The organism is Arthrobacter sp. HS15c, assembly GCF_040812005.1.
Taxonomy (GTDB): domain Bacteria; phylum Actinomycetota; class Actinomycetes; order Actinomycetales; family Micrococcaceae; genus Arthrobacter.
On the sequence record NZ_JBFOHM010000005.1, the window covers coordinates 40,085 to 63,626 of the forward strand.

The window sequence follows — 23,542 nt, forward strand, 5'->3', positions numbered from 1 at the left end:
CCTTCGGGTACGAGGTCCAGAAAAGGCTTTCTCACCATGTATTCTGCCTGCTTCGCGGCGGTGATGGTGTGACTGCCCACACATCGAGACGTCCGCCATCCGGGGCTCGTTCGCAGCTCAGCCCGTTGGAGGTTCTGTTGTGCGAACAAGCCCCGGATTCGCCGGCTCAGCGGCTGCGGCGCCGCAGCAGCGGATCCAAGAGCGACGGCGGCTGGTAGCCGCTGTCCGCTGCGTTCAGCGTGGTGCCGGGCGGGACGATTTCGTCGATCCGGTCCAGCACATCGGCGGACAGGCTCACCTTGTCCGCGCCCAGTGCCCCTTCCAGCTGCTCCAGCGTCCGTGGGCCGATAATCGCCGAGCTGATGGCCGGGTGTTCCAGGACGAACCCCAGAGCCAGATGGATCAGCGACAGGCCGGCCTGGTCCGCGAGCTCGGTCAGCTCCAGCACCGCCTGGGTCTTGCGGGCGTTCTCCGCCGTCGACGGGTCATGCCGCGCGGGCTGGCGGGCAGCCCGGCTGGACGGAACGTGGCCGCCGTCGGGCCTGATCCGCCCGGACAGCCAGCCTCCCGCCAGCGGGCTCCACGGCAGCACACCCAGCCGGTGGCGCTGGGCCAGCGGCAGGACTTCCCGCTCCACGCCGCGCGCCAGGATGGAGTACGGCGGCTGCTCCGCCACCGGCCGTTCCCGGTGGCGCTCGCGGGCCACATACTGGGCCTCCACGATCTGCCCGGGCTCGAAGGTGGACGTGCCGATGTAGCGGATCTTGCCCTCCCGGACGAGGTCGGACAACGCCCCCAGCGTCTCGTCGATGTCCGTGTCCGGCTCCGGCCGGTGCACCTGGTAGAGGTCGATCCAGTCGGTCTGCAGCCTACGCAGGCTGTCCTCCACGGCACGGATGATCCAGCGGCGCGAATTGCCGGCCTGGTTCACGTCCTCGCCGAGGCGCCCGTGGACCTTGGTGGCCAGGACTACCTCGTCGCGTCGGCCCTTCAGGGCCTTGCCCACGATGGTTTCGGACTCGCCCTGGGAGTAGACATCCGCCGTATCCACCACGTTGATGCCGGAATCGAGCGCCCGGTGGATCACCCGGATGGAGTCGTCGTGGTCCGGGTTGCCGATGGCCCCGAACATCATGGTGCCCAGGGTGAGCGGGCTGACCTTGAGGCCGGTGGCGCCGAGGCTGCGGTAGTCGGTCATGCGTGTGCTCCTTGAAGTTGCTGGCTGTGTTGATGAGGCTGGGCGTACTGGCTCTCGGGACGGTCCAGGCCGAAGTGTTCGCGGAGGGTCCGGCCCGTGTATTCGGTGCGGAACAGGCCGCGGGACTGCAGGATGGGGACCACCTCGTCGGCGAAGGCTTCGAACCCGCCGGGCAGCCAGGGCGGCATGATGTTGAACCCGTCGGCGGCGCCGTTTTCGAACCAGCGCTGGATCTCGTCCGCCACCTGCACCGGGGTGCCCGCCACCGCGTAGTGGCCGCGGGCGCCGGCGAAGCGGTGCAGTACCTGGCGCACGGTGAGGCGTTCCCGGCGGATGGTGTCCAGCAGCAGCTGGCTGCGGCTGCCCTCGCGGCCCGCGGCGGCCAGCAGCTCATCCGGGAACGTCTCATCCAGGGCGAGCCCGTCGAGGTCCACGCCCAGCAGCTTGCGCAGGATGCCGAGCCCGTATTCGGGCTGGGTCAGCTCGTCGAATTCCTGCCGCAGGGCACGTGCTTCCGCCTCCGTGGAACCCAGGTACGGGCTGATGCCCGGGAGCACCAGGAACTTCTCCGGATCGCGGCCCGCCCCGGACGCCTGCGCCTTGATGTCGGCATAGAAGACCTGCGCGCTCTGCAGCGTCTGGTGCGCGGTGAACACGGCTTCGGCATGCTGGGCCGCGAACGCCTTGCCGTCGGCGGAGGAACCTGCCTGCACGTAGACTGGGCGGCCCTGCGGGGACCGCGGGGTGTTCAGCGGCCCTTCCACGCGGAAGTGTTCGCCCTCATGCACGATCGGATGGATCCGTGAGGTATCGGCGAAAACCCCCGTGCCGGCGTCGGACACCACCGCCCCGTCCTCCCAGCTGTCCCAGAGCTTGCCCACCACGCGGACGAATTCGTCCGCCCGGCTGTAGCGCTCGGCGTGCGGCGGGTGCTCAGCCAGGCCGAAGTTCCGGGCCGCCCGTTCCGCGCCGGTGGTGACGATGTTCCAACCGGCGCGGCCGCCGCTGAGATGGTCCAGTGACGCGAACAGCCGGGCCGCGTTGTACGGCTCCAGGTACGTGGTGCTTGCCGTGCCGATGAGGCCGATCCGTTCGGTGGCCACGGCGATCGCCGACAGCCAGGTGAAGGGCTCCAGCCGGAACCTCGTGGCGTACTGCACGTTGCTCTCCAGCGCGGGTCCGTCCGCGAAGAACACCGCGTCCAGCTTGGCCTGCTCCGCGCGCTGGGCCAGCTCCTGGTAGAACCGGATGTCCAGGACCCGCTCCGGCTGTGACTTCGGGTGCCGCCAGGCGGCTTCGTGGTGGCCGCCCGGGTAGATGAAGAGGTTAAGCTTCAGCTGCCGCGCCACTAGAACGCCGAACCGATCGACGCCAGTTCAGCCGCGGCCGCACCGGCAAAACGGTTGTCCGGGCGCTCCAGGCCGTAGTGCTCGCGCAGCGTCCGGCCGGTGTATTCGGTGCGGAACAGGCCGCGTTCCTGCAGGATGGGCACCACCTGGTCCACAAAGGTCTCGAGCCCCGAGGGCAGCACCGGCGGCATGATGTTGAAGCCGTCCGCGGCGCCGCCGTCGAACCATTCCTGGATCGCGTCCGCCACCTGGACCGGCGTGCCGGTGAAGGTCCGGTGGCCGCGGCCGCCGCCCAGGCGCCCGATCAGTTCCCGGACGGTGAGCTTTTCCCGGCGGGCGAGCTGGACGATCAGCGTGTAGCGGCTCTTGGCGCCCTCGATCTCGTCCTCGCTTGGCAGGTTGTCCGGCAGCTGGCGGTCCAGGGGCAGGTCCTCGGGGGCGACGCGCAGCGTCTTGGCCAGCTGGATCCGCGCGTATTCGGGCTTGATCAACCGGTCCAGTTCACGTTCCAGAGCCTGGGCTTCCTCCTCCGTGGCCCCGATGACCGGGACGATGCCGGGCAGGATCTTGATGGTCTCCGGATCACGTCCGGCGGCGGCGGTCCGGGCTTTGAGGTCCCGGTAGAAGTCCTGCGCGTCCGCGAGGGTCTGGTGCGCGGTGAAGACGGCGTCCGCATACCGGGCGGCGAGGTCCTTGCCGTCCTCCGAGGAGCCGGCCTGCACAATCAGCGGGTGCCCCTGCGGGGAGCGGGGAACGTTGAGCGGGCCGCGGACCTTGAAGTGTTTGCCTTCGTGGTCGACGGTGCGGATCTTCTCCGCGTCGCCCCACACGCCGTCGGCCTTGTCCGCGAGCACGGCGTCGTCCTCCCAGCTGTCCCAGAGCTTCTGGGCCACCTCGATGAACTCGGCGGCACGCTCGTACCGGACGGCGTGGGCAGGCTGGTCGTCCACGCCGAAGTTGCGGGCGGCGTCGGGACCGGCGGTAGTGACCACGTTCCACCCGGCGCGGCCGCCGCTGACCCAGTCCACGGACGCGAAGCGGCGGGCCAGGTTGTACGGCTCGTTGTAGGTGGTGGAGGCCGTGGCGATCAGTCCGATGTGTTCCGTGGCGCCGGCGATGGCGGTCAGCAGGACGGTGGGCTCTAGCTTCCCGGCCGGGCGGCGGCCCACCTCGCCAAACAGGACGGGCGAATCGGCGAAGAAGATGGAGTCCAGCTTGCCGCGCTCGGCCGTGCGGGCCAGCTGCTTGTAGTGCTCCACATTGGTGCTGGAACGCGGATCGCTTTCGGGCAGCCGCCACGACGCCTCGTGGTGGCCGGTGCTCATCAGGAAGGCATTGAGGTGGAGGGTGCGCTGGGTGGAATCGGATGTCGTGGAATCGGGGTTCTGGGAACTCATGGGGTGCTCCTAAGGGGATGAATTGATTAGTGGCTGGCGACGTTGACGTCGACGCCGAGGGCTGTCAGAAGGTCGCGGCGCAGGGCTTCGTGCCCGGCGGCGTCCACGGCCGAGCCGATCTCCGGCGCCACGGTGCGGACGGTGGCCACGAGGCCGCTGTCCAGGACCACGATCCGGTCGGCCAGGGCGATGGCTTCGTCCACGTCGTGGGTGACCAGCAGGACGGCGGGCCGGTGTGCGGCCACGAGCTCGCGGAGCAGGCCGTGCATCCTGATGCGGGTCAGCGCGTCCAGGGCTCCGAAGGGTTCGTCGGCCAGCAGCAGCTGCGGTTCGCGGACCAGGGAACGGGCCAGTGCAACCCGCTGCTGCTCACCGCCGGACAGCTCGTGCGGCCAGGACTTTTCCCGGCCGGCGAGCCCCACTTCGGCGAGGGCCCTGCGGGCCTTGGTGTCGGCGTCGTGATCCCGCAGCCCCAGGGTGACGTTGCCCAGGACGGTGTCCCAGGGCAGGAGCCGGGAGTCCTGAAAGACCACCGATACCCGGTCCGGGACGTTGATGACGCCGCTGCCTTTGACATCGTGGTCCAGCCCGGCGAGCGCCCGCAGGAGGGTGCTTTTGCCGCAGCCGCTGGGACCCAGCAGCGCCACGAACTCGCCGGGGGCGATGTCCAGGTCCACGCCGTTCAGGACGCCCTTGGGCCCGAAGCCGCGGATCAGGCCGCGAACAGACACGGTGGGTGCCTCCGGGGCGGTGCGGGCGCCGGTGCGGCTCCGGCCGGAGGGTGCGACGGCGGTCAGCCCGCCAGGGTGCGCTGCCATGAGAGAGCCTTTCGTTCGATAAAGCGGACAATGCCGTCGGAGAGCAGGCCGAGAATGCCGTACACGGCGAGCCCGAGGACGATGATGTTGGTCTGGCCATAGGTGCGGGCGAGCTCCATCATGTAGCCGATGCCGCTGGTGGAGTTGATCTGTTCCACCACCACCAGAGACACCCAGGCGCCGGTGACCGCGAACCGGAGGCCCAGGAAGAAGCCGGGAAGGGCGCCGGGGAGGACCACTTTGCGGATGAAGCCGGCCCGGCCCAGTCCCACGGTCTGGGCCAGTTCGACGTAGCGCAGGTCGATGCCGCGGAGGCCGGCGTGGGTCTGCAGGTAGATGGGGACGAAAACGCCGAGGGTGATGGTGAGGACCTTCATGGTCTCGTCGATCCCGAACCACAGGATCAGGAGCGGGATCAGGGCGAGGCCGGGGATGGCGCGTTTGATCTGCACCGGCCCGTCGATGAAAGCCTCGCCTGCCCGGCTGAGCCCGGAGACGAGGGCCAGCAGCGCCCCGACGACGATGCCGAAGAAGAGACCCAGGCCCGCGCGCTGGGCGGAAATGGCGAGGTTCTCCTGGAGCCGGCCGTCGGCGATCAGCTCACCGGCGGTGGCCACCACGATCCAGGGTTCGGAAAGGATGCGGGGGTCCAGCAGCCCTGTTGCCGAGGCGGCTGTCCAGAGCAGCAGCAGCGCCGAAGGGCCCAGCAGCCAGGCGAGCCGCCGTCGTCGTCCGGGTCCCAGCCTGCGGCCGGTGGGCCGTACATCGTCACGGCCGGCGAGTGCCGGGTCCTGGTGGGGTGCGACGGCGGTGCGCTGCACCACTGCTGCGGCGCTCATGCTGCACCTGCCTTTGCGGCCGCGGCGAAGGCCGTGCCCGCGATGGCTTCGTAGCGGGTGTCGTAGAGGTCCTTGGCCACGAGTTCGGGCTTCTTCTGTTCCTTGGCCAGCAGGTCGATGGTCTTTTGGTGACGTTCGATGGCTTCGGTCCAGGACAACGGAAGGTCAGCCTTCCCTGCGGCGTCGATAAGGTACTGGCCGTCCTCGCGGGAGAGGCCCTGGTCCTTGACGTAGTAGCCCTCGAGCCATTCCGCCGGGTGGTCCTCGATCCAGCGCTTGGCCTTGCCCCACACCTCGACGTATGCGGCGAGCGCCGCGGCCTTGGCGGGGTCGTCCAGGACTTTGGCGGGGGAGTACAGGTGGCCCGGATCGTCGCGCAGGCCGTGACGCAGCGTGGAGGCGCCGTCGGCCTTGTACTTGGAGAGGTAGCGCTTGATCTGGACCCCGCCGATGGGTGCGGCGTCCACCTGCTTGCTGGCGAGGGCAGTGGAATAGACGTCGCCTGTGCTGGGCAGTTCCACCAGCTTCACGTCGCCTTGGCCGAGCCCTGCCTTTTCCAGGATCCGCAGCACCAGGGCGCCCTGGGCCTGGCCCGGGCTGTACGCGATCTTCTTGCCGCGCAGGTCCTGCAGGGAGGAGATTCCTGCCCCGGGGGCGATGCCCAGCTCGTACAGCGGGTGGTTCACGGCGTCCTGCCGGAAGACGCTGGCGATGATCCGCACGTCCAGTCCCGTCCAGGTGGCGTGGATCGGCGGGATGTCCGCCACCGAGCCAACGTCCAGGGCGTTGGCCCGGAACGCTTCAGTGGTCTGCGGGCCCCCGGAGATGTTGGCGAACTCCACCTTGAAGTCCAGTTCCTTGATCAGGCCCGACAGTTCCAGTGCCACCTTCACGCTGGGATCGCCTACGGTGATGGTGGTGCCGGCGGGAACGGTGGTGGCCAGGGGGGAAGTTGCCTGGGTTGGCTGGGCGTTGCCGGCGGTGGCGCTCCCGCCGCAGGCTGTCAGGACGCCGAGTGCGGGCAGCGCCAGCAGGGCGCCCAGGGCACGGCGCCGGGAGAAAGTGGAGGGCCCTTTGGTGGAGGGAGGCACGGACGATGCAGCGAAGGACATGGTGGCCTTTCTTCGGTGTTGGGGAGCGGCATGGGGATGAGGGCACGGCGGTGCTGGCTCCCGGGGTGTGCCCGGGAACGGTTTGTGGGGGAAAGATGGGGCGCTGACGCCGGTCAGCGAGGGCGGATCAGCGCCGGCGGCAACAGCAGGAACATGAGGTGTGGGTGCCAGTAGTGCGGGTGGATGTGTACGGCATCGGAGTCCTCCTGTTCGTGATGCGTTTGTTGCGGGACCGGCCTGGCCTGCGCCGTGGAACCACCTAAACACGGCCTCCACCGCCTTGGCCAGCACCCCGCAACGGAAGCTAAACGGGACGAAACGCGGCTACTTATGGCGCCACGGACCGCGCAGTAAAAGGCCAAACCGGGCAACTCGGCGCCATGTTTCGCAACGCGGCTTCATCGGAACTTCATCTGCCGGAAGGCCTGCCGGAGGGGCGCGAGTGTTTTGTTATCGCCGCAACAGTTCGGCGCCAATCGGCCCGCGGGCGGATCCTGGCGCGCTCGCCGGCTCCACACTTTAAGGACCTAACCCAGACCCAAAGGAGGGTGTGATGCGCAGTCCGGCCGCGTCAGGCGCGGTTTTCCCCACAGCCATTGTGCTGGCCTTGCTTTTCACGGGCTGCGGCCCGCAGGCGGGTCCGACGACGACGTCGAGTCCCAGCCCCACCGTCACGTCCGCGACGGGAACCCCAACCGCCATGCCGACGGCGACCGGCGCGCCGAGTGCCAGCGCACCGGCGTCGGCTGCCTGGACCAGCTACCGCACGGCGGACGGGCAGGTGACGTTCGATCACCCCGCCGCGTGGAGCGTGAAGGATCCGGCGGGGGAGCTTCCCGAGGGCGGCGGTGCCTTCGCGGAGGTGACCAACCAGGCCGGCAGGCCGCTGGCCACGCTTCGGACCAACATGGCCGTCGGGTCCACGTGCCTGGACCGGTACCCGTACTCGGTGCTGGAATCTGAGGAGTTGCCTCTGCTGGCCCAGGGCGGTGCGGCACCGCGGTTCGTTTACGAGACCCGCGGGAACGACGCGGCGCCCGGTCCGGCCGACACTCCCGCCGCGGCTTACGGCATCACGTCGGTCCCGGCACCCACCGGGGACTCGGCGTCGTGCATCTTCCACTTCTTCAACCGGCCGCCCACCGCTGCCATGTTCGGTGCCTACTACAACCCGGACAACAACGTCACGCCGGGGGCTGGATCCCTGACATACCTGGAGCAGGCCAGGAAGTACGCGGATACGGATGAGTACCGGGACATCCGGCGGATGATCACGTCACTGCGGCCGGCCGGGTGATTCGGTCATGTGACGCAGGCACCGGGCGGCCGGCTCAAGGTTCACTCAAGATTTCCCGGAACCGGCCCGGATTGGTCAGGGCGTTCCCTGAGGACCAGTACATTGAATTCGGCTTCGAAAGTTCCCCAAACCCGAAGCCTGGAAGCCCCCGCGCTGGAGTTCACCTCGCGCGGGGGCTTCCTATCAGGTCACTCCCGTACGCAGGCGGGACGGCCTCCCCGCCTGCCCGGCAGCCTGCCCCGCCTAGAGGTTGGTCATCCGTTCCCCGGCGTCGTTGTACCGGCCGCCCTGGACCTGGATCCTGGCGGCTGCGTCCTCGATCCCGGTGAGTTCATCCACGGAGAGGGTCACGTCGGCGGCGCCGAGGTTTTCGTCCAGCCGGTGCAGCTTGCGGGTGCCCGGGATCGGGACGATCCACGGCTTCTGGGCCAGGAGCCAGGCCAAGGCAACCTGGGCCGGAGTGGCGCCCTTGCGCTCCGCGATCCCGGTAAGCAGGTCCACCACAGCACGGTTGCTCTCCCTGGCTTCGGGAGTGAAGCGGGGGATGGTGGCGCGGATGTCGTTGCCGGCCTCAAAGCTGGTGGACGTGTCGATGGTCCCAGTGAGGAATCCTTTGCCGAGGGGGCTGAAAGGCACAAACCCGATGCCGAGTTCCTCGCAGGTGGCGAGGACGTCCTCCTCGGGGCGCCGCCACCACAGCGAGTATTCGCTCTGGATGGCCGTCACAGGATGCACCGCGTGGGCCCGGCGGATGGTTCCTGCGGCGGCCTCGGACATGCCGAAGTGCTTGACCTTGCCGGCGTCGATCAGTTCCTTGACCGCGCCCGCCACGTCCTCGATGGGGACATCGGGGTCAACCCGGTGCTGGTAGTAGAGGTCGATGGCGTCGACGCCGAGCCGCTGGAGTGACCCGTCCACCACGTGCTTGATGACGTCAGGACGGCTGGTGACCTTACCGCTCGCCTTACGTTGGGCAGGGTCGATGTCCCAACCGAACTTGGTGGCAATCACCACTTCGTCCCGGTACGGCGCAAGCGCCTCGCCGACCAGCTCCTCGTTGGCGTAGGGGCCGTAGATCTCGGCGGTATCGAAGAAGGTGACGCCGCGGTCCACGGCGGCACGGATCAGCGCGATCATTTCCTGCCGGTCAGGCCTGTCGCTGTAGCCGCCGCTCATGCTCATGCAGCCCAGCCCGATGGCGGAGACTTCCAGGCCGCTTGTGCCCAGGGTGCGCTTGTCCATATGTCATGCTCCTGTGTCGAAAGAACGGAGGGGCGGTCAGCCCTTCAGAGGAGTTGCCCCGTCCCAGCAACGCTAACGGCGCAGGAGAACCGGCGGGAGGGCCTGTCAGTACACCCTTTGTGCCGGCTCTGGGGCCCATACAGGGCTATACATCCCGCAGGCTTGGTCAGCGAACCGAAAACCTGCCACTGCCTTTAGATTCGCTTCCATATTTTGGGGTCGCCGGCCTCGATAGCATGAGGTGACCGGACAGAGCCGTCCGGCCAGCTCGACGCAGAAGGAAGCCCATGTCAGCGGTAACGGTGGACGATATCCTCTCGGATCTCCCCCTGGGTTTCGCCAGCCTCATCCTCCGGCCTGCCCCGGCAGGCTCTGCGATCGAACGGTTCCTGATCGTGGATGCGGATGATGAAACGTCCGACGGCGGCGCGGCCTTTGTGCTGCTGATCGGCGTCCGCGGCCGCTCGGCTTTGCCCGCCCTGCGGCGGCTGATGAAGAACCCTCCGCCGGTGGTCGCCGTCAAGGGACGGCGTGAGGAGTTCTCCGAAGCTGAAGAGCTGCTCCGCGATGCCGGCACGGGCCTGCTCCTGGTGGATCCGGGCTCGGACTGGGACCGGCTGCTGTCCATCGCCAAGGACCGCATCCAGCCGCGCACCTACCAGAGCGAAGTGCTGACGCTGCTGGAAGAGGACCTGTTTGCCATCGCCCAGACCACCGCCCGGCTCACCTCCAGCCACGTGCTCATCGAAGACGCCGCCAACAAGGTGCTGGCGTACTCCACGGTGTCGAACGACATCGACGAGCTTCGGAAGGCTTCCATCCTCGCCCGGCGCGGTCCGCGTAAATACGAACTGCTGCTCAAGGACCTGGGCGCATACCGCGAACTGCACAGGACGCGGCTGCCGGTGCGGGTACCGGCCCGCCCCCAGGACGGGCTGCGGGAACGGGTGGCCATTACGCTGTTCGCCGGGGACCGGATCATGGGCTACATCTGGCTTCAGGAAACCGGGGCGGGCTTCGGCCCGGACGTTGATTATGTGCTGAACGGATCTGCTGCGCGGGCTTCCGCCGAGCTGATCCGTTACCGCAACCAGCAGTCCGTGCACATGCGTGAGGACCGCATTGTGCGGATCCTGTCCGGTTCCGCGGAAGCCGCGGCCAGTGCACACAGTGAGAAGATCCCTGCCGAGCGCCCGGCGGCACTGATCCTGATAGGAATGTCCGCTGCCGATGCCCAGGCCGACGACGCAGCACTGAAGCACGGCGAACTCGCCAATCTGGCGTCCATCCACGCGGCCGCCTACAAGGCGTCCGCCGTCGTGGGCCAGTTCAAGGGTGACACCGCCGTGATTGTTCCTGGCCTGCAGTCAACGTCTGCGGAACCGGGGCTGCGGAGCCTGGCCGAGTCCATTGTCCGGGATGCCGGCAAGCACCTGGGCATCAGCCCGTTCGCCGCCGTGGGGCCGGTTGTCCCGGACCTGTTATCCCTGCACTCAACCACCCGGATGACCGAGGCCCTGCTGAGTTGCGTTGGCACGTCGCCGGAAACCTCTGTGGCCACCGTGGACGACTTCGAGCCGGAGATCCTCTTCCGTGAGGCGGTTCTGGGTTTCAAGTCCTCAACGTTCCGCCACCGCAGCCTTTCAGCGCTGCTGCGGCAGGACTCCGAACTCGCTGACACCCTGCACGCGTACTTCGAAGCCTCGCTCGATGTCGCCGAGTGCGCCGGCCGGATGAGGCTGCACAAGAACACCGTCTACTACCGGATCAGCAAGGCCTCGCGGGCGACAGGCCTGGACTTCAGCAACCCCCGGGACGCACTGGTGGCGTTGCTCCATATCGAGGAATGGGCCGGCACCCATAAAGAACTGGGCAGGAAATGACCACGGCACTCAAGGCGCCTCCGTTGGGCCCGATACTGGACGACGTCGTTCGCAGCCACAGGCCGCAGCGGGAACGCGGTTCTGTCCCCGCCAGCATCCCTTTTCTGGCGGCCGTACCTTTCAACAGCTTCGGTATCGCCGTTGCCACCGCTTCCGGCGAGGTGTTCAGATCCGGCGATGCTGATGTCCCGTTCTCCATCCAGAGCATCTCCAAGGTGTTCACCCTGGCCATGGCGCTTGGAGGGGACAGCTCAGGAACTCTGTGGTCCCGCGTGCTGCGCGAGCCCTCCGGCACCTCGTTCAACTCCCTGGTCCAGATGGAAGCTGAGCACGGCATTCCGAGGAACCCGTTCATCAATGCCGGCGCCCTGGTGGTCACCGACCACCTGATGGAGGAAACGCCCGACGCCGCCACCCGGCTGTTGCGGTTCCTCACCGCCGAGGCGGGCAGCTCAGGGCCCTTCATCGATGAGGCCGCTGCTGCCAGCGAGCTCGCCGGCAGCAGCCGCAACCTTGCCCTGGCGCATTTCCTGAAGGACTTCGGCAACCTGACGCAGACCGCGGAATCAGTGGTGGAAAACTACGTCCGCCAGTGCTCCATCATGATGACCTGCGTGGAACTCGCCAAGGCCGGCCTCTTTCTTGCCCGGGACGGCCAGGGAACGCACGGAACCGTGGTGTCCCGCAGCGAAGCGAAACGCATCGGCTCCATCATGCTGACGTGCGGAATGTACGACGCCGCGGGCGAGTTCGCCTACCGGGTCGGCCTTCCCGGCAAGAGCGGCGTGGGCGGCGGGATCCTGGTCATCGTTCCAGGTGTTTGTGCCATTTGCGTCTGGAGCCCTCGGCTGGACGCCAAGGGGAACTCCCTTGCCGGCACCGCGGCCCTCGCCGACCTTTCCGACCGCACCGGCTGGTCCGTTTTCTGACCCTCCGGGCCACGCCCACAACTTTCTTCCCCCATCCAGCAGGATCTTCTCCGTATCGAAAGGATCAACCATGCCCATCAACCCCAATGACGCGGTTGTAGTAAACCAAGCCGACGGCGGCCATGCGCATGCCAGCGAGTCGGCGTTGCATGCGGAGGACAAGGGTTATCACAAAAACCTGAAACCGCGGCAGATCCAGATGATCGCGATCGGCGGTGCGATCGGCACCGGCCTGTTCCTCGGCGCCGGTGGCCGGCTTAACGCGGCCGGCCCGTCGCTGGTCATCGCCTACGCGGTGTGCGGGTTCTTCGCGTTCCTGATCCTGCGGGCACTCGGCGAACTGGTGCTGCACCGCCCGTCCTCGGGCTCCTTCGTCTCCTACGCCCGGGAATTCTTCGGCGAGAAGGCCGCGTTCGTCTCGGGCTGGTTCTACTGGATCAACTGGGCCACCACCACCATCGTGGACATCACCGCCGCCGCGCTCTACATGAACTTCTTCGGCCACTACATCCCCTGGATGGCGGCCGTCCCGCAGTGGGCCTGGGCCCTGATCGCCCTGATCGTGGTCCTGGCCCTGAACCTCGTCTCCGTCAAGGTCTTCGGCGAGATGGAATTCTGGTTCGCCCTGATCAAGGTCGCAGCCCTGGTCGTCTTCCTGGTCGTGGGCACCTACTTCGTCATCTTCGGCACCCCCGTGGACGGCCAGCAGGTCGGCATCAGCCTCCTCTCCGATAACGGCGGGATCTTCCCCAACGGCCTGCTGCCGATGATCATCCTCATGCAGGGCGTCCTGTTCGCCTACGCCTCGATCGAGCTCGTCGGCACCGCCGCCGGCGAGACCGAGAACCCCGAAAAGATCATGCCCAAGGCCATCAACTCCGTGGTCTTCCGCATCGCCGTGTTCTACGTCGGCTCCGTCATCCTGCTCGCCCTGCTGCTGCCCTACACCTCCTACGAAAAGGGCGTCAGCCCCTTCGTAACGTTCTTCGGCTCCATCGGCATCCAGGGTGTGGACGTCATCATGAACCTCGTGGTCCTCACCGCCGCCCTCTCCTCCCTGAACGCCGGCCTGTACTCCACCGGCCGGATCCTCCGCTCCATGTCAGTGAACGGCTCCGCGCCCAAGTTCGCCTCCCGAATGAACAAGGCCGGCGTCCCCTACGGCGGCATTGCCATCACCGCCGGCGTGTCCCTGCTCGGGGTCCCGCTGAACTACCTCGTCCCGGCCCAGGCCTTCGAGATCGTCCTCAACGTCGCCTCCGTCGGCATCGTCATGACCTGGGCCACCATCGTCCTCTGCCAGATCCAGCTCAAACGCTGGGCCGACAAAGGCTGGCTGACACGCCCCTCCTTCCGGATGTTCGGCGCACCCTACACCGGCTACCTCTCCCTGCTCTTCCTGGCCAGCGTCCTGGTCATGGTCTTCATCGACTCACCCCTGACCATGCTCGTCACCGCCATCGCCTGCGCCCTCATGGTGGTCGGCTGGTACGCCTGCCGCACCCGCATCCGCGAAATCGCCGAAACCCGCGAAGGCTTCACCGGCACAGCACCCGTCATCGCCAACCCGACGCCCATCAGATAAACCCCGCAACATCCTCTACGAACGCCAACCAGTCCGAACTGCCAAAGAAAGCCCATGACAACGGAAACCGAAGCAACCCTGACCGCATCCGAGAACCTGCCCGCCGCCGTCGTAATTTCCGATCAAGGCTCCCGGCAGGCGAGCCATCTGGACGGGCCAAAAGCCGATGGCCGCCCGGCACTGAAATCGGCCGGGCACGTCATTGTTGATTCGCTGGTGGCCCACGGGGTGGAGCGCACCTACGTGGTTCCCGGCGAGAGCTTCCTGGACGTCCTGGACGGGCTGCACCACTCGGAGATTGAAACGATCGTCTGCCGGCACGAGGGCGGCGCCGCCTACATGGCCGAGGCCGACGGCAAAATGAACCAGCGCCCGGGCATCGCGATGGTGACCCGCGGCCCGGGCGCAGCCAACGCGCATGTGGGGCTGCACACCGCATGGCAGGACTCCACCCCCATGCTGCTGTTCGTCGGCCTGATCCCGTTCGCGCACCGCGACCGCGAGGCGTTCCAGGAGTTCGACATCAAGGCCTGGTTCGACACCGGCGCGAAGCGGGTGATGGTCCTGGACCATGCGGAGCGGGCGTCCGAGATCGTGGCCGAGGCGATGTTTGCGGCCATGAGCGGGCGGCCGGGCCCGGTGGTGGTGGGCCTGCCGGAGGACATCATCCGGCAGCAGATTGACCCGGCCCTGCACCCCGCCATTCCGGTGGCGGCCGGCGGCATGAGCAGCACCGACGCAGCCGCCCTGGAGGCCGCTCTGGCAGAGTCACGCAAGCCGCTCTTCGTCACCGGCGGCAACGACTGGACGCAGGAAGCAGCCAGCCAGCTGACGGGATGGCTGGAACGGCACCACATCCCGGCGGCAGCTGAATGGAGGACACAGGGAACCGTCTCCTTCGATTCCCCCTCGTATGTGGGCCCCATTGGCTACGGCCGTCCCCGCCCCACCTACGACCTCCTGGAGGAAACCGACCTGCTGGTGTTCGTGGGGACAGTGCCCGGCGACGTGATTACGGACGGATTCGTCTGCCGCCAGGACTGGAACAAAAAGAACTTCCTGGTCACCGTGGACCCATCACTCCGTGGCCGGTCGGGGCCCGTTTCGCGGCAGATCCTTGCCAAGCCCGAAGCCTTCGTCCGCGACCTTGTGGGTATCGACCTGCCCCTGAAGGAAGAGTGGAAGGCCTGGACTGAGCGGATGCGGGGTGAACAGGAGCGGTTCGCCGCGCTGCCCCCGGCGGCGCCGGCTGCGGGGCAGGCAAGGATGGACACCTTGATGGCCAACCTGGTGCCGAGGCTGCCGCAGGACTCAATGGTGACGTTCGGCGCGGGGGAGCACACGAACTGGGCCCACCGCTATTTCCCCACCCGCCGCTACGCCTCCATGATCAGCGCCCGCAACGGCTCCATGGGCTACTCGGTCCCCTCGGCCATCGCGGCATCGCTGGCCGAACCCCGGCGCCGGGTGGTCACCATCGCCGGGGACGGGGAGTTCCTCATGAACGGCCAGGAACTGGCCACCGCGGCCCAGTACGGGGCCACGCCTCTGGTGATTGTCATGGACAACCAGGAATACGGCACCATCCGCACGCACCAGGAGCGGCACTATCCCGCACGCGTGTCGGGAACCCAGCTGAAGAATCCGGACTTCGGCCTGATGGCCCGGGCTTTCGGCGGTTTCGGGATCACTGTCACGGAGGACAAGGACGTTCCCGCCGCACTGGACGCCGCGCTGGCCGCCATCGATGAGGACGGCGTCTTCGCCCTCATCCATCTCATCGTGGAACAGCGCGTCAAGGCTTACTGAGCCGAGTAATCCTTTAAGGGCAGCGGACGACGGCGGGGCGTCCCGCCGTCGTCCGCTGTCCTGAGGAGGAACACAGAGAGTGCGGCGATCCAGAGGAACATGGGCTGGAAGGAGATGATGAACAGCGGTATCTGGGTGATGAGCACTGGCCGCAGAATGGTCACGATGCCGGCGATGACACCAAACCAGGCGAGCCACCTGGGCAGACCGCCTGCCAGCAGGGAGCTGACGCTGATGGTGACTACGACGACGCCCAAAGCCACCTGTCCCTGAGCGATCGCGGTAGACCACAGGCCTTGCAGGAGAAGAGCTGCGTTAACGTCGAGCTGGTAGCCGGGGGTTGAACGCAGCACCACGGCGATCCCGGTCGACATCGTCTCGGACAGCAGTCCCCCGGCGAGAAAGACCCCTGAGCCGATGGAAACCACCCCGCTTACCCAATCGGAGAGGTCTGAATTATTGCTGACCCGCCGCAATCCCGCGAAGAATCCGATCCCAAACAGGAAGATCAAGTTGGACAGGGCGAAGAAGACCACCATGTGATCGACGTTCGCTCCGTCCTGCAGGTACGAAGCGATTCTCCCGCCCGCTTCCGCGTCCCAGTAGCTCGGTATTCTTTGCAGCGCCTGCGACAGGGGGCCATTCACCAGGATGGCGATGACCATCCCGATCCCGCACCAACCGGTCATGCGGCGCGCCCTGCCTTAGAGGAAACGGAGCTTGTGGGCGGTCGCAGGAATCCTTGGTTCGCCCGTCATTTCTGGTGAGTTCGACATCATCCGCATCCTCGCGTTAGTTGTACTATAATGAACCAAGTTATACTCCACTGAATGCGGCTTGCCTATACTGAAATCATGATGCCTCCCCGCCCCCTGACGCACCGGCAACGCCAAGCCCAGGAAACCAAGGACCGCGTTATTGCCGCCGCGCGGGCGCTGATGGCAGCCAACGGATGGACAGCCACCACCATTGACTCCATTGCTACGGAGGCCGGCGTCGCCGCCCAAACCATCTATGCGGCGTTCGGGAACAAGCGCGCCTTGCTCGAAGGCATGCGCCAAACCATGATGCGGGACTCGAAAATTCCGGAACTGATGGCGCAGGCCACCGCAGAACCCGATGCGTCTCGCCGCCTTGGGCTGTGGGCGCAACTGGTGCGCCAGCAGATGGAGACGAGTTACGACGTCATATCCATCCACCGCCAGGCGGCGGCGTCAGATCCGAACGTCGCCGCCGACTACCGCAAGGTGCTGGACAGCCGGGCCCGAACCTTGGCCGGGTTTATCCACGGCCTGCGTACCGATCTCGCCCCCGGGATGGACGAATCAACCGCAAGCGACCTCCTGTGGTGCTTCTCGAATGAGGAAATCTACCGGGAGCTCGTCGGGGAACGCGGCTGGTCGGCGGACCGCTACGAACACTGGCTAGGGGCAACCCTGGTCGCCCAGCTCATCACCGCATCAACAGGGCCGGTCTGACCGGGCGGGGAGACGGAACCGCTGGCCACCATCGCGGCCACCTGCGAGACCAGCATGGAAGCAGGACACCTGACGGGCGGACCCCCAAGGAGCCCGGCATGATGCCCGGAGGAATCCTACGGACGCCCGCCGGTTTCAACCTCCTGCTGTCGCCTCGTGCGCAGCGACAACTTGGGCGTCGCGGCAACCAGGAGGGCAGCCACGGCCACCGCGGCGCTGAGGATCAGGCCCGGCCGGTACTGTTCCAGCATCGCGGCAGCATCGACGGCGGCACCTGCGTCGTGCGCATTGCCGTGGCCGCTCACCATTGCCGTGGTGACGGCCAGTACCAGGGCGGCACCGACCTGCGTGCTGGTCTGGATCAGGCCTGCGGCCAGGCCTTGTTCGGAATCCCGGATGCCTGCGGTGGCCTGGACGTTGATGGACGGGAAGGCCAGGGCGAAACCGACGCCCAGCAGCAGGACGGACGGCAGGATGTCGGTCACGTAATTGGGCGAGGTGCCCACGCGAAGGAACAGCACGTATCCGAGCGTCAACGCCGCCAGTCCCGTCAGGATCAGCCGCGGGGCGCCAAATCTCTCAATCAGCCGGTCCGCGAAGGGTGCGCTCGAGGCAACCAGCAGGCCGGTCGGGAGCAGCGCCAGGGCCATGCCAAGGGGGCTCCATCCAAGCACGGACTGCAGGTAGAGCGTCAGGATGAACTGGAAACTCAGGTAGGAGCCGAACAGCCCCACGGCACTGAGGTTGGCCCGGGCAACCCAGCCTTCCTTCAGGATGCTGAACCGGATCAGGGGGTGCCTGACGCGGTTTTCGATCACACCGAACGCTGCCAGCACGCCGGCGGAGGCCACGAATCCGGCGATGGTTGCCACAGATCCCCAGCCGTTCCCCGGCGCCGCCACCAGCGTGTACACCAGCCCCAGCATGCCGGCCGCGAGCGTGATGGCGCCCCAGACGTCATGCCCGCTCTCCTGCTCCCCGTTGGCAGCCTGGCCTGCGGCGCTGTCCCGGGGGATGTACTTCAGGCCAAGGATTACGACGGCGACTGCCACCGGAACGGAGACCAGGAAGGTCCAGCGCCAGCTCAGGGAAGTCATGAGGCCTCCCACAACCAGGCCGAGGGAGAATCCGCTCGCGCCGAACGTGGTGAAGATGGACAGGGCGCGGTTGCGTTCGCGTCCCTCCGCGAAGCTGGTGGTGATGATCGAGAAGGCAGCGGGAGCCGTGAATGCGGCGGCCAGGCCCTTGACGAAACGCGTGGCGATCAGCAGGGCCGGGTCATCCACCAGTCCGCCGAGCAGGGATGCGGCGGCGAAGACGCTGAGCGCAATCAGGAAGATGCGCCGCCGGCCGAGCAGGTCCGCCATCCGTCCGCCCAGCAGGAGCAGGCTTCCGTAGCCGAGCACGTAGGCGGAGACGATCCACTGAAGGGACTCGGTGCCGAGATGAAGCTCGGTGCCGATCGAGGGCAGGGCCACGCCAACCATGGATACGTCGAGTGCGTCGAGTGCCAGGACGGTGCACAGGACCAGGAGGAGCATCCATTGTGCCCGGGTCCAGCGCACAGCTGTAAGCCGGTCTCCGGCTGATCTTTCAAGGGTGGAAGTTGAAGTCATGGCAACAACTTATATGACACGTCATTGAATGACAAGGAATATTATGACGTGGACTTTTTGCTCGCCCATCGACTAGAATCGCTGCATGGCAAAACCGCAGGACCGCCAGCTGGTTGAGCAATGGCGCAGCATGCAGACCACGTACTTCCAGACCGCTGGAGCGCTGGAGCGTGCACTGGAGTCGAAGTTCAACATCGGCCTGACGGAGTTTGAAATCCTGGACCTCGTGGCCGAAAGCGCCGACGCAGCATGCCGCATGAAGCAGCTCGGTGAGCGCACACCGATGACCCAGAGCGCCATGTCCAAGGTGGTGGACCGGCTCGACAAAGCCGGACTCATTTCCCGGCAGTCCTGCGAAGATGACCGGCGCTCACTGTACCTGGAACTCACGGACGCCGGCCGCGCACTCCACCGGCAGGCCGCCGTCGAACACCGCGCCCTGCTCAGGGAAAACCTGGGCAAAGTCTAATTGTCGGCTCTTGCCGTCCTCTGGCTGCACTCTATTCCTCTGTCCGGTTGCCCCGAGGGCAATGGCCGAGGTGGGCCCGGCCCCCACGCCAATAGGGCACGCTTCGTGTAGGGGCCGCGAGGTCAGCAGCCGCAGGACCGGCGAATGATGAGCTCTGTGGGGAGGGGTTGGGCCTTGCCGCCTGAACCGTTGGAAGAGAGTGCCGCATCGACGGCAGCTTCGGCAATCTGGTTGATGGGCTGCCGGACGGTTGTGAGCTGGGGCCAGCTGAACCCCGATTCAGAGGTTCCGTCGAAGGAAACGACGGCGATGTCCTCGGATATGGAGAGGTCCGCTTCGTGGATGGCGCGCAGGGCGCCAGCTGCCAGCAGGTCGGAGCTCGCGGAGATGGCCGTGGACGGATTCGGTAATGCAAGCAGTCGGCGGGTGGCTTCGTAGCCACCTTGCCTGGTGAAGTTGGTGAATTCCGCGGTGCCCTCGGGAGGGCCTGCAGCCCGGAGTGCCTTCGGTGGGAAGCCGTCTACTTCGAACACGAAGAAGACGGCTCATCGACCCGGCCGAGCGCGCCGCCGCCGTTGGCGTCGAACGGTACGTGCTCGACGACGGGTGGTTCGATTCGCGACGCGACGACACCTTAGGGTTGGGGGCTCGGTTGTTCATTATGGCCCTCCCTCACAGACTGGCCGGTGTAGTCGCGCTCGCCCGGGTGGTGGGGCCAGCCGACAGGAGCCGGCCAGGCGATTGAACCCGGCTCCCTGCGGGCGGCCGTTCAGGATGACGTGATCTTTCGGCGTCGCATCCCCGCGGATCCACCCCGACCGGGTGGTCCTCTACCGCGTCAACCGGATCGGCTGACACCATCGCCGAGCAGCCCTATCACCCATTCCTTGACAGGATTTCTGACTAAACTCATAATTGAGTACAGTCATGAATAAGCAATGTCACCAAGAGGGAGTCGGAACCATGAAAGCGTTCGTCGTCAAGGAGTACAAAGGCCCGCTACAGGCATCTGATGTCCCCGAGCCCATGGTGGGGGAGCATGATGTGCTCGTGCGGGTGCAGGCCGCCGGTCTCAACGTGCTCGATGAGAAGATCCGGGTGGGAGAGTTTAAGCAGATACTGCGGTACGAACTTCCCTTGATACCCGGCAATGATGTCGCCGGAACGGTCATCCGTGTCGGATCGAAGGTGAGTGCGTTCAAGTCTGGCGATGAGGTCTATGGGCGTCCCAACCAGGACCGCATTGGCACGTTCGCCGAGCGAATCGCCGTCGCCGAGGCCGATCTGGCTCTCAAGCCGGCGTCGATCAGCATGGAGGAGGCGGGCTCGCTGCCGCTGGTTGCATTGACGGCATGGCAAGCGCTCGTTGAGCGCGGCAATGTGCAGCCCGGACAGAAGGTCCTCATCCACGCCGGTGCTGGGGGCGTCGGATCGATCGCGATCCAGCTCGCCAAGCACCTCGGCGCGACTGTCGCGACCACAGTGAGTGCCTCAAACGCGGACTTCGTGCGCGAGCTCGGCGCCGACGTCGTCATTGATTACCGCAGCCAAGACTTCGAACAACTCCTGGGCGGCTACGACCTGGTGCTGGACAGCCTCGGCGGCGAAAATCTCGAGAGGTCCCTGCGCGTGCTCAAGCCCGGCGGCAAAGCCATCGGCATCGCCGGGCCTCCGGACCCGGCATTTGCCCGCGAGGCCGGCCTGAATCCAGTAGTGCGCCTGGCCGTCGCCGGCCTGAGCGCAGGCATCCGCCGCAAGGCCCGGAAGCTCGGCGTCAGCTACGAGTTCCTGTTCATGCGTGCCAGCGGTGACCAGCTGCGCCGGATCACCGCCCTCATCGACAACGGAGCGCTGCGCCCCATCGTCGGACGGGTCTTCCCCTTCGGCCAGACCGTCGAAGCCCTCCAGAGCCTGGAAAAGGGCGGCATCCGCGGCAAGGCCGTCATCAGCAACCCGTGAGCAACCAACTTCAAAGGAGAACCGCCATGAACGCCCACCACCCCCTCAATGAATCCGTCATTACCTCCTACGCCAAAGCGCCCGCCCGCACCATCAGCGCCGGGGGCGTCAGCTACGCCTACCGCGAGCTCGGACCCAAGGGCGGGACCCCTGTCATCTTCTTCGTCCACCTCGCCGCCACCCTGGATAACTGGGATCCGCGCATCATCGACCCCATCGCGAAGAACCATCACGTCATCACCTTCGACAACCAGGGCGTCGGCGCCTCCACCGGCCAGGTGCCCGACAGCATCGAGGCGATGGCGGATGACGCCTACACCTTCATCAAGGCGCTCGGATTCGACAAGATCGATATTTTCTCCTTCTCCCTCGGAGGCATGGTTGCCCAGGCCCTGGTCCTCAAGCACCCCGGCCTCGTCCGCAAGCTCGTCCTCACCGGCACCGGCCCCAAGGGCGGCAAAGACATGGACAAGGTCGCCGGGACCACCTACTACGACATGCTCCGCGCGGCCCTGACCCGTTCCGACCCGAAGGAGTTCCTGTTCTTCAACCGCGACACCGCGGGCAAGCGCGCCGCAAAAGCATTCGTGAAGCGACTCGAGGAGCGCACCGCCGACCGCGATGCCCCGATCAAGGTCAAGGCACTCCAGACCCAGCTGAAAGCCATCAAGAAGTGGGGGCGCGGGACGCCGGCAGACCTCTCGACAGTCACCCAGCCCACCCTCATCGCCAACGGGGACAACGACCGGATGGTGCCCTCGATCCTTTCCGAGGATCTGCACCTCCGCATCAACGGCTCCGAACTGATCATCTACCCCGGCTCCGGCCACGGCGGCATCTTTCAGTTCCACGACAAGTTCGCCCCTATCGCGGCAGAGTTCCTCGCCCGCTGACCGGCACCCGAAATTCACCGAACGGACGATCCAATGCCCAACACGATTCCGTACACCAAGAAGCCGTTCGCATCATCAATCCTGCTGTGGATCCGCACCGACCAGCCCCGACAGCAGGGGATGGACTACTGGAAGGGTCCCCACTCCAAGATCATCTCCACGACACCGGGGTTCAACGAGTACCGCCAGATTCACCTCGCCGAAACCAATCCGGGGCTGTGGCCGGCCACGCCCGGCGTAGAGACCATCATCCCCGCAGAGCGGCGGATCGATGGGGTTGCCGAGGTTAGCTTCGCCTCCGTGTTCTCGCCGTTACTGGGCCGGAATCAGACCCGCCTCGCGTACCAGGATGAGATCAACGTGTTCCGTCGCACCCTGCTCTACGCCGGGCCCCCTTACTCGACGCGCTGGTATGACGTCGCCGGACCCGGCGAGAAGACCGGGGCTCGGGCCCTGATCTACCTCAGGAGACGGCAAGGCATCGGCACCCGCCCGTTCCGGAAGTTCCTTACCGACGAGCTCGTGCCCGCCATCGCGAACACCGGCGCGACGACAGAACTCCGCACCCAGGCCTTCATGCCCTGGTACCAGAAGCTCTGGGACACCCCGGACGTCGCGCACGACAACCCACCAGAACAGCACTTCCACGCGTCACTGATCCTCGGCTTCCCGGACCGGCCAGCACGCGCGGCATTCTTCGAGAGCCCCGAGGTCCGGGGATTGTCCAGCCACCTGGCGTCCTTCGCATCCGCGGTCCACGCCTACGACGTGTCCTCGGCCCTGACGTACGTCAAAGACGGACGCATCCTTCCGCACTACGTGGAGTAGGCGGGTCCTACGAAGTGCTGAGGGCACACGCTCGATCGTTCAATCGGGGGCTGGCAGCGCCGCAGTCATGTCATCGTGTCATGACCGCGGCGCCACAGGTCTAGCCGTTCTTGGCAATCAGCTGCGGGTATACGGCCTCGATGGGGGCGCTGAGCCCGGCCTTGAGCTGTACGGACGTGTCGTCGGCGAGAACCTCGTACTCGCCGGCTTCCACAGCATCCAGTACCGTACGCACGAGATCGGCCGGGTCCGTTTTGGGGTCGGTGGTGTGCGCAGCCATCGCGGTGTCGACCCATCCGACGTGGACACCCACGACGTGGACGCCTGCGGGGGCGAGCTCCAGGCGCAGCGAGTTGGTGGCCGACCAGAGGGCGGCCTTGGTGGCGCTGTAAATGCCACCGACGGCGTACCAGCTCATGGCGGAGTGGATGTCGATGATCACCGATTCATCCCTCGCTGACAGGATCGGTGCGAAGGCGCGGGCAAGGAACAGCGGGCCGAGGAAGTTGGTCTCCACGTTGGTCCGGATTTCCTCATCGGTGTGGGTAAGGATGCCTGGGGTTGTAACGGAGGCTCCGGCGTTGTTGATCAGCACGGTGACATCTCCGGCAGCCTCGACCGCTGCCTGGATGGAGGCGGGATCGGTGACGTCGAGGGTGAGCGGGACGATGCGCTCGTCCTCCCAGGCGCGCGGGGTCCGGGCAGTTGCGTAAACCTTGCTTGCGCCGCGGGCGAGGGCGTTATGAACGAATTCCGTTCCAATGCCTCCGTTCGCGCCGGTTACGAGGACGGTTGATCCTTTGAGTGAGGGCATGGTGTGCTTCCTTCGTTGTGATGAAGC

21 protein-coding genes and 1 pseudogene are annotated in these 23,542 nt (G+C 66.4%); 11 read left to right on the forward strand and 11 right to left on the reverse strand.

The genetic code is table 11. The annotated features are described in order from the left end of the window. Positions 1-166: 166 nt before the first annotated feature. Genes ABV518_RS09040 through ABV518_RS09065 form a run of 6 tightly spaced genes read right to left on the reverse strand, consistent with a single transcriptional unit; the run spans position 167 to position 6,713 of the window. The gene (locus ABV518_RS09040; RefSeq protein ID WP_367766625.1) at positions 167-1,198 is read right to left on the reverse strand and encodes an aldo/keto reductase; all 1,032 of its coding nucleotides are present in this window, start codon (positions 1,196-1,198) and stop codon (positions 167-169) included. Then, the gene (locus ABV518_RS09045) at positions 1,195-2,547 is read right to left on the reverse strand and encodes an LLM class flavin-dependent oxidoreductase (protein WP_367766628.1); all 1,353 of its coding nucleotides are present in this window, start codon (positions 2,545-2,547) and stop codon (positions 1,195-1,197) included. The genes ABV518_RS09040 and ABV518_RS09045 overlap by 4 nt, the downstream gene beginning before the upstream one ends. Continuing rightward, complete coding sequence (locus ABV518_RS09050) at positions 2,547-3,944, reverse strand: LLM class flavin-dependent oxidoreductase (protein WP_367766630.1); 1,398 nt, start codon at positions 3,942-3,944, stop codon at positions 2,547-2,549. The genes ABV518_RS09045 and ABV518_RS09050 overlap by 1 nt, the downstream gene beginning before the upstream one ends. Before the next feature lie 26 nt (positions 3,945-3,970). Beyond that, entirely contained in the window at positions 3,971-4,762 is a 792-nt protein-coding gene (locus ABV518_RS09055; RefSeq protein ID WP_367766631.1) for an ABC transporter ATP-binding protein, read from the reverse strand. Further along, a complete protein-coding gene (locus ABV518_RS09060; protein WP_367766632.1) occupies positions 4,738-5,601 on the reverse strand; it encodes an ABC transporter permease in 864 nt (287 codons plus the stop codon). The genes ABV518_RS09055 and ABV518_RS09060 overlap by 25 nt, the downstream gene beginning before the upstream one ends. Then, positions 5,598-6,713, reverse strand: coding sequence for an ABC transporter substrate-binding protein (locus ABV518_RS09065; protein ID WP_367766633.1), 1,116 nt, complete (start codon positions 6,711-6,713; stop codon positions 5,598-5,600). The genes ABV518_RS09060 and ABV518_RS09065 overlap by 4 nt, the downstream gene beginning before the upstream one ends. A 553-nt stretch (positions 6,714-7,266) precedes the next feature. Here ABV518_RS09065 and ABV518_RS09070 point away from each other — a divergent pair. Next, positions 7,267-8,010 (forward strand): hypothetical protein, encoded by a 744-nt coding sequence (locus tag ABV518_RS09070; protein ID WP_367766634.1) that lies wholly within the window; start codon positions 7,267-7,269, stop codon positions 8,008-8,010. 243 nt (positions 8,011-8,253) lie between these two features. Here the strand turns inward: ABV518_RS09070 and ABV518_RS09075 are convergent, their stop codons facing one another. Beyond that, positions 8,254-9,252, reverse strand: coding sequence for an aldo/keto reductase (locus ABV518_RS09075; RefSeq protein ID WP_367766635.1), 999 nt, complete (start codon positions 9,250-9,252; stop codon positions 8,254-8,256). Between the two features lie 287 nt (positions 9,253-9,539). Here ABV518_RS09075 and ABV518_RS09080 point away from each other — a divergent pair, with 287 nt between their 5' ends. The 4 genes from ABV518_RS09080 (at position 9,540) to ABV518_RS09095 (ending at position 15,458) form a co-directional block, all read left to right on the forward strand. Continuing rightward, positions 9,540-11,135 carry a PucR family transcriptional regulator gene (locus tag ABV518_RS09080; protein ID WP_367766636.1) on the forward strand — a complete coding sequence of 532 codons (1,596 nt, stop codon included), beginning with the start codon at positions 9,540-9,542 and terminating at the stop codon, positions 11,133-11,135. Then, positions 11,132-12,064, forward strand: a complete 933-nt coding sequence (locus ABV518_RS09085; protein ID WP_367766637.1) for a glutaminase — start codon at positions 11,132-11,134, stop codon at positions 12,062-12,064. Before ABV518_RS09080 ends, ABV518_RS09085 begins: the two co-directional genes overlap by 4 nt. A 70-nt stretch (positions 12,065-12,134) precedes the next feature. Continuing rightward, positions 12,135-13,649 (forward strand): amino acid permease, encoded by a 1,515-nt coding sequence (locus tag ABV518_RS09090; RefSeq protein WP_367766638.1) that lies wholly within the window; start codon positions 12,135-12,137, stop codon positions 13,647-13,649. Between the two features lie 54 nt (positions 13,650-13,703). Next, a complete protein-coding gene (locus tag ABV518_RS09095; protein ID WP_367766640.1) occupies positions 13,704-15,458 on the forward strand; it encodes a thiamine pyrophosphate-dependent enzyme in 1,755 nt (584 codons plus the stop codon). On the opposite strand, the gene ABV518_RS09100 is transcribed toward ABV518_RS09095, so the two are convergent. Continuing rightward, positions 15,452-16,123 (reverse strand): hypothetical protein, encoded by a 672-nt coding sequence (locus ABV518_RS09100; RefSeq protein ID WP_367766642.1) that lies wholly within the window; start codon positions 16,121-16,123, stop codon positions 15,452-15,454. The two genes, ABV518_RS09095 and ABV518_RS09100, sit on opposite strands and share 7 nt — an antisense overlap. Before the next feature lie 189 nt (positions 16,124-16,312). Between ABV518_RS09100 and ABV518_RS09105 the strand changes: the two genes are divergently transcribed. Further along, positions 16,313-16,936 (forward strand): TetR/AcrR family transcriptional regulator, encoded by a 624-nt coding sequence (locus ABV518_RS09105; RefSeq protein WP_367766643.1) that lies wholly within the window; start codon positions 16,313-16,315, stop codon positions 16,934-16,936. 116 nt (positions 16,937-17,052) lie between these two features. On the opposite strand, the gene ABV518_RS09110 is transcribed toward ABV518_RS09105, so the two are convergent. Then, positions 17,053-18,552 carry an MFS transporter gene (locus ABV518_RS09110; protein WP_367766644.1) on the reverse strand — a complete coding sequence of 500 codons (1,500 nt, stop codon included), beginning with the start codon at positions 18,550-18,552 and terminating at the stop codon, positions 17,053-17,055. An 85-nt stretch (positions 18,553-18,637) separates the two neighbouring features. Between ABV518_RS09110 and ABV518_RS09115 the strand changes: the two genes are divergently transcribed. Then, entirely contained in the window at positions 18,638-19,021 is a 384-nt protein-coding gene (locus ABV518_RS09115; RefSeq protein ID WP_367766645.1) for a MarR family winged helix-turn-helix transcriptional regulator, read from the forward strand. Positions 19,022-19,143: 122 nt separating this feature from the next. Here the strand turns inward: ABV518_RS09115 and ABV518_RS09120 are convergent, their stop codons facing one another. Beyond that, positions 19,144-19,554, reverse strand: a complete 411-nt coding sequence (locus tag ABV518_RS09120) for a LacI family DNA-binding transcriptional regulator (RefSeq protein ID WP_367766646.1) — start codon at positions 19,552-19,554, stop codon at positions 19,144-19,146. Here ABV518_RS09120 and ABV518_RS09125 point away from each other — a divergent pair. The 4 genes and pseudogenes from ABV518_RS09125 to ABV518_RS09140 all read left to right on the forward strand — a co-directional run. Continuing rightward, a pseudogene (locus ABV518_RS09125) lies at positions 19,531-19,667 on the forward strand (alpha-galactosidase); the annotation flags it as partial. The gene ABV518_RS09120 and the pseudogene ABV518_RS09125 overlap by 24 nt on opposite strands. A gap of 317 nt (positions 19,668-19,984) precedes the next feature. After that, positions 19,985-20,980, forward strand: a complete 996-nt coding sequence (locus ABV518_RS09130) for an NADP-dependent oxidoreductase (protein ID WP_367766647.1) — start codon at positions 19,985-19,987, stop codon at positions 20,978-20,980. Positions 20,981-21,006: 26 nt separating this feature from the next. Continuing rightward, positions 21,007-21,873 (forward strand): alpha/beta fold hydrolase, encoded by an 867-nt coding sequence (locus tag ABV518_RS09135; protein ID WP_367766648.1) that lies wholly within the window; start codon positions 21,007-21,009, stop codon positions 21,871-21,873. Positions 21,874-21,906: 33 nt separating this feature from the next. After that, a complete protein-coding gene (locus ABV518_RS09140; RefSeq protein WP_367766649.1) occupies positions 21,907-22,701 on the forward strand; it encodes a strictosidine synthase in 795 nt (264 codons plus the stop codon). A 100-nt stretch (positions 22,702-22,801) separates the two neighbouring features. On the opposite strand, the gene ABV518_RS09145 is transcribed toward ABV518_RS09140, so the two are convergent. Continuing rightward, positions 22,802-23,515 carry an SDR family oxidoreductase gene (locus ABV518_RS09145; protein WP_367766650.1) on the reverse strand — a complete coding sequence of 238 codons (714 nt, stop codon included), beginning with the start codon at positions 23,513-23,515 and terminating at the stop codon, positions 22,802-22,804. Between the last annotated feature and the right edge of the window lie 27 nt (positions 23,516-23,542).